Raw genomic sequence first — 12,330 nt, 5'->3', positions numbered from 1 at the left:
GGATTCCGCAGATGAGCCTGACCGATGAACTTCTCGCCAAACTGCAGGGCGCTCCGCTGCAGCAGGTGTCGCAGCAGCTTGGCATCAGCGATACCCAGGCCTCCGGGGCAATCAGTGCCGCACTGCCGGTGCTGATGGGCGCGCTGGGCAACAACGCCTCGCAGCCACAGGGCGCACAGGCGCTGCTCGGCGCCCTGCAGAACAACCACAGCGGCCTGGACCTGGGCAGCGTGCTCGGCTCGGTACTGGGCGGCGGTGGCGGTGGTGCCGCCAGCGATGGCGCTGGCATCCTCGGCCACATCTTCGGCGGCAGCCAGCAGAAGGTCGAAACCGGGCTGGCCCAGGCGACCCAGCTGGACAGCAGCCGCACCAGCCAGCTGCTGCAGATCCTCGCACCGATCGTGATGGCCTTCCTCGCCCAGCGTCTCGGTGGCGGCCAGGCCGACGCCGGCTCGCTCAGCCAGGCGCTCGGCCAGGAAAAGCAGCAGGTGCAGCAGCAGGGCGGCATCGCCGGTGGCCTGCTCGGCAGCCTGCTGGACCAGGACGGTGACGGCCAGCTCGGCGTGGGCGATCTGCTGAAGATCGGCGGCAGCCTGCTCGGCGGCAAGCGCTGAGGTCTGCGGGCGCCGGACCCGGTCCGGCGCCGCATCATTTACAGCGCGTCGATATCGCCCAGCGCGCGGATCAACCGGCGTGCGCGCTTGTCCGGCTTGTGCTCCGGCGGCTGGAACCCATCGCGCGCGGCGATGCGCAGCGCACGCTGTTCGGCACGACGCGCCTTGGAGGCCTCGCTCTCGGCATACAGCTGCTGCGCCGTCGCTGCGGGCCCGCGCTGATCGCTCAGGCCGAGCACCTGGACCTCGAAATGCTCTTCACCACGGTCGACCTGAAGCTGCTCGCCCACGCGCACCGCGCGTGAGGATTTCGGACGCTGCCCGGCAACGCTGACCTTGCCGGTCTCGATCGCCTGCTTGGCCAGGCTGCGGGTCTTGAAGAAACGGGCCGCCCACAGCCAGATGTCCAGGCGGACACTGGGCGACAGCGGGGAAAGCTCGGTCATCGGCAGGGACTACTCCGTTCGCTTGTTCAGGGGACGCGGGTTGTCGGGGTCGGTGCGGCAGCCGCTGCCGCCGATCAACGTGGGTACGCCAGCAGACAGATCCTGGCGCTGGCTGCCGACCAGGCACTCGGGGCGGTCGGTCGGCCGCACCTGGGTATCGCCCAGCCGGTCACCCGTCGAACATGCGGCCAGCGCGGCGCCGATCAAGGCCAGCGCCAGCCTCCGCTTCACCTGCAGTCGTTGATGCATTGCCACATCCCGCAAACCGGCTTGGTGCTAGTGTGCGCCTCCCGGGATTGGATCACCACTCCATGGCCAAAGCGCCGCTTGACCTGACCTCCGGCCCGATCGGGCGCAATCTCCTGTTGTTCTCCCTGCCGATCCTGGCGGGCAACATCGCGCAGTCGCTGAACGGTTCGGTGAACGCGGTCTGGGTCGGGCGCTTCCTGGGCGAGGCGGCACTGACCGCCACCGCGAACGCCAACAACATCATGTTCTTCCTGATCGGCTCGGTGTTCGGTTTCGGCATGGCCTCCACCATCCTGATCGGCCAGGCGATCGGCGCGCGCGACATCGCGCAGGCGCGTCGCGTGGTCGGCACCAGTGCCACCTTCTTCATCGGCCTGTCGGTGATCATCGCCCTCGCCGGCTGGTTCATGGCCCATCCGCTGCTGGCGGCGATGGGCACGCCGGCCGCTTCGCTGCCATTGGCCGAGGCCTACCTGCAGATCATCTTCCTGGCGATGCCGACGCTTTACGCGTTCGCCTTCCTCACCGCCGCGCTGCGCGGCGCCGGTGATTCGCGCACGCCATTCCGTTTCCTGATGGTGTCGGTGGCACTGGACATCGTGCTGAACCCGGTACTGATCTTCGGCATGGGGCCGTTCCCCGCGCTGGGTATCGCCGGCTCGGCGTGGGCCACGCTGGTCGCACAGACGCTGTCGCTGGCCGGCCTGCTGCTGTACATGCGGCACAAGCGCCATACCCTGTGGCTGGGCCGCGCCGACATGCGCCTGTTCAAGCTCGACATGACCATCCTCAAGGCGCTGGTGGTCAAGGGCGTACCGATGGGCCTGCAGATGGTGCTGATCTCGCTGTCGGTGATCCTGCTGATGACCATGGTCAACCAGTACGGGACCGACACCGGCGCGGGCTACGGTGCCGCCCTGCAACTGTGGAACTACCTGCAGATGCCAGCGATGGCGATCGGTGCAGCGTGCTCTTCGATGGCCGCACAGAACGTGGGTGCGCAGCGCTGGGATCGCGTGCGCGGCACCGCGCGCCAGGGCGTGCTGTTCAACTTCCTGCTGACCGGCGCGTTGATCCTGCCGCTGGTGGTGTTCGATCGCCAGCTGCTGGCCCTGTTCCTGCCACCGGCGAGCCAGGCGCTGGAGATCGCGCGCCACCTCAACCACGTAGTGATCGGCTCGTTCCTGTTCTTCGGCGTCAGCTTCGTGATCTCCGGCGTGGTGCGCTCGACGGGTGCGGTGATTCCGCCGCTGCTGATCCTGGCCGGCTCGCTGTGGGGCGTGCGCGTGCCGTTCGCCGAACTGCTGCAGCCGTACTGGGGCGCCGATGCGATCTGGTGGAGCTTCCCGGTCAGCTCGCTGGTGTCGATGCTGCTGTCGCTGGCGTACTACCGCTGGGGTGGCTGGCGCAAGGCGAAGATGATGGGCAAGCCCTCGCATGCCGAAGAACTGGCGACGCCGTCGGAGATTCCGGCCTGTCCGCCGTCGCCGGTGGCCGACCCGGATGCCGCGCCGCTGCGGTAGTGCCGGCCGCTGGCCGGCAACCTCACGGACCAACCCATGACACGGTAGTGCCGGCCGCTGGCCGGCAACCTCACACCTCTCCAGCAGCATCGCGCAACAGCCGGCCAGCGGCCGGCTCTACCGCTTCTTCTTGCCCGCGTTGAACGTCGCCGCCGCGCGCAGCAGCGCCTTGAACGCAGCGGCATCCGGCATCGCGCCTTCGTGGATGTCGATCGCACGCCGCGTATTGCCCTCGAGGCTGGCGTTGAACAGGCCTTTGGGATCGGCCAGCGCCGCACCGTTGGCGAAGGTCAGTTTCACCGCCTGCTTGTAGGTCTCGCCGGTGCACAGGATGCCGTTGTGCTCCCACACCGGCGTACCCCGCCATTTCCAGGTTTCCTGCACGTCGGGCAGCGCTTCATGGATCAACGCACGCACGCGTGCCAGTGTTTCACCGCGCCAGTCTGCCAGCTCGGCGATGCGTGCATCGATCAGTTTGGCCGCCGGTGTTCCGGCATCGGCCGGGTTGGGGGCATGCGTGGCCATCAGGAGTTCTCGTCGGGAAAGGAATGAGAAGGTCGGGGTTACATGCGCTCGCCGGGCAACGCGGCGGCCTGGCGCACCCAGTCGAGGAACTGCGCCTCATCCCGCAGGCCGTCCTGCGGGATGTGCAGGTAACGCGTATCGGCGCTCCTGGACGGCTCGGGCGGCACTGGCACCAGTGCCGTGCCGCGGAAGAACGCCACCTTGATGTAGCGGGCGAAGCAATGGAAGCTGAGAAACCACCCTTCGCCCGGCGCAACCGCATACATCGGCGAGTTCCACTTCACCGCCTTGTGCACGCCAGGTACGGCCTGCTCGATCAATGCATCCAGTCGCGCGCCGATCGGACGTTTCCAGTCCGGCATGGCGGCGATGTATGCCTGCACCGGAGCATCGCCCTCGCCCTTGGCGATCTGCGGGTTGCCACCGGACAGCAGCGTGGGCGCAGTGGAAGGTGCGGTTCGCTCGGCAGGCATCGCACGATACGTCCATCGGGATGAAGCTGCAGCCTAGCGCAGGCCCGCCGGGTGGTCACGGCGCAGTGCGCCATCGGCTCAGTCCGCCTGCCGTGCGCGGAACCGGCGCCAGTCCGGCAGCTTGCGGTGGCGTCGCAGCGAGCGCATCAGCGCTGCCATCACGATGCCGAACAGCGCGCCAGCCAACAGACCGGCCACCAGCAACAGCGCCAGCGGGCGCTCGCTGCCCTGCCACAGCATCAGCCACATCAGCGCGGTCCAGAACAGCCCGAACAGCAGGCCCTGCACCAGCGCATTGGTACCAAAACCAGCCAGGATCGGTGGTGGCAGCGCGATGCCCGCGCGCCACAGCAGGCGGTGCAGCAACGGCGCCGACTGCACGCGCGCCAGCCCCTTGCCGTCGAGAAAGCGCAGCGCCGACTGGATCACGGCGGGATAGCGCGGGTTGATGTCGTTCATCAGCTGATCGTGGCCGATGCGATGCCGGAAACGCAAACGGCCACCCGAAGGTGGCCGTCGCGGCAACAACCGAAGTTGTTTATCAGGCCTTGTCGGCCAGACGGGCAGCCTTGGCGGCAGCAGCGGCAGCCAGGTCTTCCTTGATGCGGGCAGCCTTGCCTTCCAGGCCACGCAGGTAGTACAGCTTGCCGGCGCGGACCTTACCACGACGCTTCACTTCGACCGAGTCGATGATGGCGCTGTGGGTCTGGAAAACGCGCTCGACGCCATAGCCGTGCGAGATCTTGCGGACGGTGAACGAGGAGTTCAGGCCGGCGTTCTTGGTGGCGATGACGACGCCTTCGTAGGCCTGCACGCGCTCGCGGCTGCCTTCCTTCACCTTCACGTTGACGACAACGGTGTCGCCCTGGCTGAACTTCGGCAGTTCACGGGTGATCTGGGCGGATTCGAATTCCGCGACGATGGACTTGTTCAGCTTGCTCATGGGTTACACCGATTCTTGTTCGGGTGGGCGTGTCGTATCGACAACGTGGGCTCATGCAGTCACCGGACTGTGCTGCACGTTTGTTTTGGGTACTGCGCGCGCCAACCGGGGCTGGCGGGAATTGGCCATGATAGCCGATAAAGCCAGCCCTGCGCTAGGGGCTGGCCTTGGATTTCTGCGCCTGGCGGCCCTGCTCCAGCAGTTTGCGGTCGGCCTTGCCCAGTCCCTGTTCATCCAGCAGGTCCGGGCGCCGCTGGGCGGTCCGGAGCAGCGATTGCTGGCGGCGCCAGGCGGCGATGGCCGCGTGGTTGCCCGAGCGCAGCACCTCCGGCACGTCACCCAGCGGATGCTGGGCCGGCTGGCTGTAATGCGGGCAGTCGAGCAGGCCGAGGTCGCCCTCGAAGCTGTCCTGCGCCGCCGATTCGGCGTCGTTCAGGGCACCGTCCTGCAGGCGGGCCACAGCGTCGATGATCACCGCCGCGCCCAGTTCACCCCCGGACAGCACGTAGTCGCCGAGGGAGATCTCCTCGTCGACATTGGCCTCCAGGAAACGCTCGTCGATGCCCTCGTAGCGGCCGCAGAGCAGGACCACGCGCGGCAGCGCCGCCAGTTCCCGCACCTTGGCCTGGGTCAGCGGCGCCCCCTGCGGGCTGAGGTAGATCACCCGCGCTGGGGTCGGATCGGCCTCACGGATCGCCTGCAGGCAGGCCTGCAGCGGCTCGATCAGCATCACCATGCCCGGGCCACCACCGAACGGACGGTCGTCCACCCGGCGGTAGTTGCCTTCGGCGTAGTCACGGGGGTTCCAGCCATGCAGGCTGAACAGTCCCTTCTCCTGCGCACGCCCGACCACGCCCAGTCCAGCGGACTGGGCGAGGAACTCGGGAAACAGGGTGATGACGTCGAAACGCATGCTCACACTCAGAACTCGGGGTCCCAGTCGACCACGATCAGGTTGGCCTCGAAATCGACCGATTTGACGAAGTCCGGCTGCACGAACGGAATCATCCGCTCGCGGTCACCGTGGACCACCACCACATCGTTGGCGCCGGTGCTGAACAGATGCGAGACCTGGCCCAGGGCAACGCCCTCGGTGGTCTTCACGTCCAGGCCTTCCAGGTCCACCCAGTAGTATTCATCGGGCTTCGGCGGCGGCAACGCGCTGCGGGCCACGTAGATCTCGGTGCCGCGCATCGCTTCGACCACATCGCGATCCTCGACCCCGGGAAAACGGGCCACCAGGTGCTTGCCGCTGTCGCGGCCGCGTACACCTTCAACCGTGGTTTCCACGCCGGACGGGCTGCGCACGATCCACGGCTGGTAACGGAAAATGGCGGATCGTGGCTCGGTCCAGGACTCGAGCTTGATCTCGCCGCGCACACCAAAAGCGCCGACAACCCTGCCCAGCAGGATACGGCGCTCGATATCTTTCATCTGCTTCAACCAAGAGGGCCACGCCGAAGCGTGGCCCGTCAGGATCAGGCCGCAGCGGCCTGGGACTTGGTCGCTTCCTTGATCAGGTTGCGGACCTTGTCGGTCGGCTGGGCGCCGTTCTTGACCCAATGGTCAACGCGGGCCAGGTCCAGCTCGATGCGCTTCTCGGCGCCCTGGGCGACCGGGTTGTAGAAGCCAACGCGCTCGATGTTGCGGCCGTCGCGCGCGCTGCGCACGTCGGTGACGATGATGTGGTAGAACGGACGCTTCTTGGCGCCGCCGCGGGTCAGTCGAATCTTGACCATGGTGTTTTTCCTATTGCCCAGTCGCCAGGATGGCGAGGTAAGCGGGCGATTATAGCGGCAGATCGCGGCCGGGCCAACCCCGGCTTTATCCATCTTCACGGTAGCGCAGGGCTATGCCTCGCCACTTTCGTTCAGCAAAGTGATCGACCCCCGACCACCCCTCCAAGATTCCCGGGACGATAGCGTCAGAGCACTCCAGTTACCGGCGCCCGATTCATGTCCAGCACATCTACCTCGTGCCGCTGCAGCAGGTCGTCAAATGCGTCGCCGCCAATCCGCTCGACAAGTTGCCGCTCGGATTCGTGGATGGCGATGCACTGCAGCCAGTTGATGGCCACCGACGGGAACTGCAGCCCCGGGAACCTGCCGTCATTCCAGAAGAAGGGCGGCACCAGATAGACGTGCGGCATCCGGGTCGACGGGAAGTAGTCCTGCAGGATGTCGGGAATCACGCTACCAGGCTGCACCGCCGCACGATCGCGCATGATCGCGAAAGCCGTCGAGGCGACGACGTTGTCCCAATGCAGCGCGTCCTGTTCTGCACACGCACACAGCTCGACGCGCGTTTCCAGTTCGTGCCCCTCCGCATGACGTAACACAGAATCCGATAGGCCGATGGACGAGATGGACTTCAGCCCTGCTTCCGGAGAGCTGAACGTCGTGAGGATATCGACCGAACGTAGGCGATGATCATCGTGAAAGGCCTGGACCTTGGGCCGCCCCTCAGCGCCCATGACCTTGATTGCGTGCATCGCTACCGCGCGATGCTGCTCGGTGACCGTACCCATATCTGATTGGAACTCCTGAGTGTTGTTCGCTGCGGACGCATTCGCCGGGCATGGCCCGGCGCTACCGGCTGCAACGCTTCAAGGTAGCGTCCGGCTATGCCCAGCGATCGGCAACCACGCGCCTCGTTCAGGAAAGCGGCTGCCACGCCACCGCCGCCAGCACCGCCCTGCCGTGTTCAGCCAGCGCCTGCGAGCCGGGCAGGATATGCCCGTCAATGGCCTCCAGCGCCCACAGGCCGCTGGCGTTGCAGGCGAAAGCGGCCTTCACACTGCCCAGCTCAGCCAGCGCCAACGGCCGCGTCAACTGCGCATCGGGCCAATGCCGCTTCAGCAGCGCTTCGGCGGTACCGCGCAGGGCCGGCGCCTGTGGCCAGAGCAGCCGCTCACCATCGTGCACGGCCAGATTCCAGGTGCTGCCTTCACTCACGTCGCCATCGGCGGTGACGAACAGCACATCGTCGAATCCTTGCGCCATCGCCGCGCGACGCTCGGCGAACAGGCTGAAGGTGCCCACATGCTTGATCTGCGGCATCCCGCGCTGCCAGGCCACGCTGCGCACACGCTTGGAGGCGGTCAGCGTCACCGGCGCGGACACCGCCACCAGCACGTCCACCGGCACCGCCGCCAGCGGATTGCGGAAATCGAAGCGGCGCGAGTACACGGTCACCCGCAGCGAGGCATCGGCCTGCCCTGACTGCTGCAATGCCTGCGCCATCCATGCCTGCACCTGCACCGTGTCCAGTTCGCTGCCGAACAGTTCGCGCGTCGCCTGTGACAGCCGCGCCAGATGCAGGTCCAAGCCCTGCACGGCGTGATCGCGCACCTGCAGCGAAGTGAAGTGGCCATAGTTCACCAGCGCCGGCAGCAGGTCTTCCACCTGTGCCGGCAGGCCGTTGCAGGTCAGCGTCATCGCAGCAATGCCTGCGCCTGCTCCCACATGCCGCGCAGCACGTCGGCGGCCGGCTGCGCCGGCGCCATCCACGCCGACTGCCCGGCCCAGGCCTGCATCGCCGCCAGACGATTTTCCTGCGCCGCCTGCCTGCGCATCGGGGCTGTCAGGCCGCGCTGCACCGGGTACGGACGCGGCGCAGGCGCCCCATCTGCGGCGGCGGCGCGCACATACGCGGTGGCCAGGCCACGGCCCAGGCGACCACTGAAGGCGCGGGTCGGCCAGGTATCTTCCGGTTCGCTGGCGGCCAGCCCATCGGCCCACGCCGAAGCGATCGCCGCTTCCGGCGTGCGCAGGAAGGCGGTGCCGATCTGGACGGCGCTTGCCCCCAGGGTGAGTGCGGCAGCAATGCCACGACCATCGGCGATGCCACCGGCAGCGATCACCGGAATCTGCAGGTGATCGGCCAGGCGCGGCAACAGCGCGAACAGCCCGACCAGCTGGCGCTCGGCCATCGCCGGATCGAACGCGCCGCGGTGGCCACCGGCCTCGGCGCCCTGTGCCACCACCGCATCGGCACCAGCGTCCTGTGCCGCGCGCGCTTCGGACAAAGTGGTGGCACAGGCGATCCAGGCGATGCCGGCGTCCTTCAGCTGCTGCACGTGATGCGGCAACAGCACGCCCATGATGGTCGACGCCACCGCAGGACGCGCCGCCAGCAGCGCGGCGAACTGTTCTTCGAAGTCGGCGGGCGTGGCGTCGGCGGCGCTGGCCGGCACGTCCGGGCCCCACTGCGCGAGGAAAGCGCGGCTGGCGGCCTCGGCGGCCACATCACGGGTCGGCGCAGGATCGGGCACCCACAGGTTCACCTGGGCCGGGCCGGTCGAAGCGGCGCGGAATTCGTCCATCCAGCGACCGATATCGGCCGAAGAGGACAACACCGCGCCCATCGCGCCCATGCTGCCGGCGTTGGCCAGCGCGGCCGACAACGGCACCGGACAGGCACCGGCCATCGGTGCCAGCAGGATCGGAACGGATACGCCAAAGCGCCGGCAGAACGCCTCGGCGCGGGAAGTGACAGCGGAACTCTGCATGACGGCCCATCGTTTCGGACAGGCCCCCATGGTGCGCGCAGGACGGGGGTAGAGTCGAGCTTGCTCGACTGCACCGCGCTCGACGCTACGCAGGCCGCGCCGACCACAGCGCGCGCCCACGCATCAACGCATCAACGGAACGGCATGCCGCGGCCGCCCATGGCGCCCATCATGCCCTTCATGCTGCGCAACATGCCCTTCATGCCACCGCCGGCCATCTTGCTCATCATCTTTTCCATCTGCATGTACTGCTTCATCAGCTTGTTGACGTCGGCCGGCGTCACGCCCGAGCCCTTGGCGATGCGCGCGCGGCGCGAGCCGTTGAGCAGGTTCGGATTGCGCCGTTCCTTCTTGGTCATCGAGCCGATGATGGCGATCATGCGCGGCACTTCCTTGCCCTGGCTGACCTGCTGCTTCAGATGGTCGGGGATGTTGCCCAGGCCCGGCAGCTTGTCCATCAGGCCGCCGATGCCGCCCATGTTCTGCATCTGCTCGAGCTGGTCACGCATGTCGTTCAGGTCGAACTTCTTGCCCTTGGCGACCTTCTCGGCCAGCTTGGCGGCCTTGTCCTTGTCGACCTGCTGCTCGACCTGCTCGACCAGCGACAGCACGTCGCCCATGTCGAGGATGCGGCTGGCGATACGGTCCGGGTGGAACACGTCCAGGCCTTCCGGCTTTTCGCTGACGCCGACAAACTTGATCGGCTTGCCGGTGATGTAGCGCACGCTCAGTGCGGCACCGCCACGGGCGTCACCGTCGGTCTTGGTCAGCACCACGCCAGTCAGCGGCAGGGCGTCGCCGAAGGCCTTGGCGGTATTGGCCGCGTCCTGGCCGGTCATGGCGTCGACCACGAACAGGGTTTCGGCCGGGTTCACCGCCGCGTGCAGGGCCTTGATCTCGGCCATCATCGCTTCGTCGATGGCCAGGCGGCCGGCGGTATCGACCAGCAGCACGTCGACGAACGACTTGCGTGCATCGTCGATGGCGGCGCGGACGATGGCCTCCGGCTTCTGGTCGGCGCTGGACGGGAAGAACAGCACGCCCACCTGCTCGGCCAGGGTCTTCAGCTGCTCGATCGCGGCCGGACGGTAGACGTCGGCCGAGACCACCATCACCTTCTTCTTGCGTTTTTCCTTCAGGTGCTTGGCCAGCTTGCCCACCGTGGTGGTCTTGCCGGCGCCCTGCAGGCCCGCCATCAGGATGATGGCCGGAGCAGGCACATTGAGGTTCAGGTCGCTGGCCTCGGCACCCATCACCGCAGTCAGCTCGTCGCGCACGACCTTGATCAGCGCCTGGCCCGGGGTCAGCGACTTCAGCACTTCCTGGCCGACCGCGCGCACCTTGATGCGCTCGATCAGGGCCTGCACCACCGGCAGCGCGACGTCGGCTTCGAGCAGCGCGATGCGCACTTCGCGGGTCGCCTCGCGGATGTTCTCCTCGGTCAGGCGGCCGCGGCCACGCAGGCGCTCGATGGTGCCGGAAAGGCGCTGGGTCAGGGACTCGAACATGCGGCGCAACCTGTCTGAAAGCGGGGGACAATAAGGCACACAGTATAACGGGTCCGGCTGTCTCCCCGGACTGCGGCCACGGGGCCGTCGCCAGCATCACGGGGGTATGCGAAACTGCAACGATGACAATCGTTCTCATCGCCGTCCTGCTCTACCTGGCTGCCAGTGCCCTGCTGGTGCGCGCGCTTGGCCGCGATGAGACGACCGGCTCACCCATCTGGCTGTGGCCGGCCCTGCCCGCCATGCTGCTGCACGGCGGCTACCACGTGATGGTGGCGATGCGCACCGACGGCGGGCCGGACATGCACTTCTTCGCCGCACTGTCGCTGGTCGGCCTGGGCATGGCCTGGCTGACTTCGCTGGTCGGCGCGCGCGGGCGGATGTCGGCGCTGGGCGTGGTGGTGTTCCCGCTGGCCGCCGTGCTGCTGCTGGCCTACCACGGTTACGGCCACGAACCGAGCAAGGTGCTGGGCTGGCGCCTGGCCAGCCACGCCTGGCTGGCCCTGCTGGCGTACGCCACGCTGAGCATCGCCGCGCTGCTGGCGATCATGCTGTGGCTGCAGGAACGCGCACTGCGCCGCCGCGAGTTCCGCCCTTGGCTGCGCGCGCTGCCGCCGCTGGCCGACCTGGAATCACTGCTGTTCCGGGTGATCACGGTCGGCTTCGCGCTGCTGACCCTGACCCTGGTCACCGGCGTGCTGTTCGTCGACGACCTGCTGGCGCAGAAGCTGGTGCACAAGACCGTGCTGAGCGTGCTGTCGTGGATCGTGTTCGGCGTGCTGCTGATCGGCCGCCGGCGCTACGGCTGGCGCGGCATGAAGGCGGTGCACTGGACGCTGGCGGCGATGCTGTTGCTGCTGCTGGCCTTCTTCGGCAGCCAGTTCGTGATCGAACTGGTGTTCGGGCATTCGCGATAAAGGCGTGCCGACCAACGGTCGGCACCCACCGTAACGGCCCGGTAGTGCCGGCCGCTGGCCGGCAACTGAACCGCACCATGCGCGGACGCTGCCGCCGATCAGGGAATCGACTGCGCCAGGATCGTCCGCACCGAGCGACCGCTGTTGGTGAGGATGTCATCGACCTGCCAGCACCCCTGCCCCTGGCGCACCATCGGCAGGCGGGTCAGGTAGGCCTTCTTCCACACCGAATAGCGCATCTCGACCTGGCCGGCGGAGGCCGAAGCCTCCTTCCAGCTGTAGCGCACCGGGGTTTCGATGTCACCGTCCTGCGCATCCAGCCATGGGTCGGAATCGATCGTGCAAATGCCCTCTTCGCGCTGCTGGCACGCGCGCTCTCCACGCAGTGCCTTGCCGAAGGCAGGGCTGACCAGCGCCGGTGGTGGCTCCAGCAGATCGCCATCGCCCGTTGTTGCCTCGTAGAAGGCGCGGGCAATGGCCATGGGTTCTGCACAGGCCGGTGCGGCCTGCACGGTGGGGGCCAGCAGCACCCCGGCGATCACCAACATCCCTGTCTTTCGCACGTATTTTTCCCTGAGGTGGTGCCGGCCGCTGGCCGGCAATACAGGATATCCCGGTGCTG

Annotated in this window: 17 protein-coding genes; 3 read left to right on the top strand and 14 right to left on the bottom strand. The window is 67.3% G+C overall.

Going from position 1 to position 12,330, the window contains the following annotated elements; translation table 11 throughout:
- Nucleotides 1-11 precede the first annotated feature (11 nt).
- Nucleotides 12-614, top strand: coding sequence for a DUF937 domain-containing protein (locus KXV01_RS01465; RefSeq protein ID WP_099494786.1), 603 nt, complete (start codon nt 12-14; stop codon nt 612-614).
- Between the two features lie 38 nt (nt 615-652).
- On the opposite strand, the gene KXV01_RS01460 is transcribed toward KXV01_RS01465, so the two are convergent.
- The gene (locus KXV01_RS01460; RefSeq protein ID WP_049417354.1) at nt 653-1,060 is read right to left on the bottom strand and encodes an RNA-binding S4 domain-containing protein; all 408 of its coding nucleotides are present in this window, start codon (nt 1,058-1,060) and stop codon (nt 653-655) included.
- Between the two features lie 9 nt (nt 1,061-1,069).
- On the bottom strand, nt 1,070-1,309 hold the full coding sequence (locus tag KXV01_RS01455; protein ID WP_005412658.1) for a hypothetical protein: 240 nt from the start codon (nt 1,307-1,309) through the stop codon (nt 1,070-1,072).
- 62 nt (nt 1,310-1,371) lie between these two features.
- Here KXV01_RS01455 and KXV01_RS01450 point away from each other — a divergent pair, with 62 nt between their 5' ends.
- Nucleotides 1,372-2,832 (top strand): MATE family efflux transporter, encoded by a 1,461-nt coding sequence (locus KXV01_RS01450; RefSeq protein WP_099494785.1) that lies wholly within the window; start codon nt 1,372-1,374, stop codon nt 2,830-2,832.
- Nucleotides 2,833-2,949: 117 nt separating this feature from the next.
- Here KXV01_RS01450 and KXV01_RS01445 read toward each other — a convergent pair whose 3' ends face one another.
- The 11 genes from KXV01_RS01445 to ffh all read right to left on the bottom strand — a co-directional run bounded on the left by KXV01_RS01445 (nt 2,950) and on the right by ffh (nt 10,791).
- The gene (locus KXV01_RS01445) at nt 2,950-3,357 is read right to left on the bottom strand and encodes a DUF1801 domain-containing protein (protein ID WP_099494784.1); all 408 of its coding nucleotides are present in this window, start codon (nt 3,355-3,357) and stop codon (nt 2,950-2,952) included.
- 38 nt (nt 3,358-3,395) lie between these two features.
- Complete coding sequence (locus KXV01_RS01440; protein ID WP_099494783.1) at nt 3,396-3,830, bottom strand: DUF1801 domain-containing protein; 435 nt, start codon at nt 3,828-3,830, stop codon at nt 3,396-3,398.
- A 78-nt stretch (nt 3,831-3,908) separates the two neighbouring features.
- Nucleotides 3,909-4,289, bottom strand: a complete 381-nt coding sequence (locus KXV01_RS01435) for a DUF6404 family protein (RefSeq protein WP_049417408.1) — start codon at nt 4,287-4,289, stop codon at nt 3,909-3,911.
- An 82-nt stretch (nt 4,290-4,371) separates the two neighbouring features.
- Nucleotides 4,372-4,773 (bottom strand): 50S ribosomal protein L19, encoded by a 402-nt coding sequence (rplS, locus tag KXV01_RS01430; protein ID WP_005415736.1) that lies wholly within the window; start codon nt 4,771-4,773, stop codon nt 4,372-4,374.
- A 154-nt stretch (nt 4,774-4,927) separates the two neighbouring features.
- Nucleotides 4,928-5,686, bottom strand: a complete 759-nt coding sequence (gene trmD / locus KXV01_RS01425; protein WP_099494807.1) for a tRNA (guanosine(37)-N1)-methyltransferase TrmD — start codon at nt 5,684-5,686, stop codon at nt 4,928-4,930.
- Nucleotides 5,687-5,694: 8 nt separating this feature from the next.
- On the bottom strand, nt 5,695-6,207 hold the full coding sequence (rimM, locus tag KXV01_RS01420) for a ribosome maturation factor RimM (protein WP_099494782.1): 513 nt from the start codon (nt 6,205-6,207) through the stop codon (nt 5,695-5,697).
- Nucleotides 6,208-6,251: 44 nt separating this feature from the next.
- Nucleotides 6,252-6,512, bottom strand: coding sequence for a 30S ribosomal protein S16 (rpsP, locus tag KXV01_RS01415; RefSeq protein WP_005415733.1), 261 nt, complete (start codon nt 6,510-6,512; stop codon nt 6,252-6,254).
- A 185-nt stretch (nt 6,513-6,697) separates the two neighbouring features.
- Complete coding sequence (locus tag KXV01_RS01410) at nt 6,698-7,300, bottom strand: suppressor of fused domain protein (RefSeq protein ID WP_099494781.1); 603 nt, start codon at nt 7,298-7,300, stop codon at nt 6,698-6,700.
- 127 nt (nt 7,301-7,427) lie between these two features.
- Entirely contained in the window at nt 7,428-8,210 is a 783-nt protein-coding gene (locus KXV01_RS01405; protein WP_099494780.1) for an aminotransferase class IV family protein, read from the bottom strand.
- Nucleotides 8,207-9,283 carry a nitronate monooxygenase gene (locus tag KXV01_RS01400; RefSeq protein WP_262223711.1) on the bottom strand — a complete coding sequence of 359 codons (1,077 nt, stop codon included), beginning with the start codon at nt 9,281-9,283 and terminating at the stop codon, nt 8,207-8,209. The genes KXV01_RS01405 and KXV01_RS01400 overlap by 4 nt, the downstream gene beginning before the upstream one ends.
- A 131-nt stretch (nt 9,284-9,414) precedes the next feature.
- Nucleotides 9,415-10,791, bottom strand: coding sequence for a signal recognition particle protein (gene ffh, locus KXV01_RS01395; protein WP_014036403.1), 1,377 nt, complete (start codon nt 10,789-10,791; stop codon nt 9,415-9,417).
- 122 nt (nt 10,792-10,913) lie between these two features.
- On the opposite strand from ffh, the gene ccsA reads away from it, so the two are divergent.
- Nucleotides 10,914-11,708 (top strand): cytochrome c biogenesis protein CcsA, encoded by a 795-nt coding sequence (gene ccsA, locus KXV01_RS01390; protein WP_049417340.1) that lies wholly within the window; start codon nt 10,914-10,916, stop codon nt 11,706-11,708.
- 98 nt (nt 11,709-11,806) lie between these two features.
- On the opposite strand, the gene KXV01_RS01385 is transcribed toward ccsA, so the two are convergent.
- Nucleotides 11,807-12,271 (bottom strand): hypothetical protein, encoded by a 465-nt coding sequence (locus KXV01_RS01385; RefSeq protein ID WP_099494778.1) that lies wholly within the window; start codon nt 12,269-12,271, stop codon nt 11,807-11,809.
- Nucleotides 12,272-12,330 lie beyond the last annotated feature (59 nt).

Source organism: Stenotrophomonas sp. Ps181, assembly GCF_025697425.1.
Lineage (GTDB): Bacteria > Pseudomonadota > Gammaproteobacteria > Xanthomonadales > Xanthomonadaceae > Stenotrophomonas > Stenotrophomonas sepilia.
Note: the sequence above shows the minus strand (reverse complement) of the source record. Positions and strands in the feature narration are given on the sequence as shown.

Coding starts and splice junctions, on each gene's coding strand:
- KXV01_RS01465 (WP_099494786.1), top strand. CDS start 12: ATGAGCCTGACCGATGAACTTCTCGCCAAACTGCAGGGCGCTCCGCTG.
- KXV01_RS01460 (WP_049417354.1), bottom strand. CDS start 1,060: ATGACCGAGCTTTCCCCGCTGTCGCCCAGTGTCCGCCTGGACATCTGG.
- KXV01_RS01455 (WP_005412658.1), bottom strand. CDS start 1,309: ATGCATCAACGACTGCAGGTGAAGCGGAGGCTGGCGCTGGCCTTGATC.
- KXV01_RS01450 (WP_099494785.1), top strand. CDS start 1,372: ATGGCCAAAGCGCCGCTTGACCTGACCTCCGGCCCGATCGGGCGCAAT.
- KXV01_RS01445 (WP_099494784.1), bottom strand. CDS start 3,357: ATGGCCACGCATGCCCCCAACCCGGCCGATGCCGGAACACCGGCGGCC.
- KXV01_RS01440 (WP_099494783.1), bottom strand. CDS start 3,830: ATGCCTGCCGAGCGAACCGCACCTTCCACTGCGCCCACGCTGCTGTCC.
- KXV01_RS01435 (WP_049417408.1), bottom strand. CDS start 4,289: ATGAACGACATCAACCCGCGCTATCCCGCCGTGATCCAGTCGGCGCTG.
- rplS (WP_005415736.1), bottom strand. CDS start 4,773: ATGAGCAAGCTGAACAAGTCCATCGTCGCGGAATTCGAATCCGCCCAG.
- trmD (WP_099494807.1), bottom strand. CDS start 5,686: ATGCGTTTCGACGTCATCACCCTGTTTCCCGAGTTCCTCGCCCAGTCC.
- rimM (WP_099494782.1), bottom strand. CDS start 6,207: ATGAAAGATATCGAGCGCCGTATCCTGCTGGGCAGGGTTGTCGGCGCT.
- rpsP (WP_005415733.1), bottom strand. CDS start 6,512: ATGGTCAAGATTCGACTGACCCGCGGCGGCGCCAAGAAGCGTCCGTTC.
- KXV01_RS01410 (WP_099494781.1), bottom strand. CDS start 7,300: ATGGGTACGGTCACCGAGCAGCATCGCGCGGTAGCGATGCACGCAATC.
- KXV01_RS01405 (WP_099494780.1), bottom strand. CDS start 8,210: ATGACGCTGACCTGCAACGGCCTGCCGGCACAGGTGGAAGACCTGCTG.
- KXV01_RS01400 (WP_262223711.1), bottom strand. CDS start 9,283: ATGCAGAGTTCCGCTGTCACTTCCCGCGCCGAGGCGTTCTGCCGGCGC.
- ffh (WP_014036403.1), bottom strand. CDS start 10,791: ATGTTCGAGTCCCTGACCCAGCGCCTTTCCGGCACCATCGAGCGCCTG.
- ccsA (WP_049417340.1), top strand. CDS start 10,914: ATGACAATCGTTCTCATCGCCGTCCTGCTCTACCTGGCTGCCAGTGCC.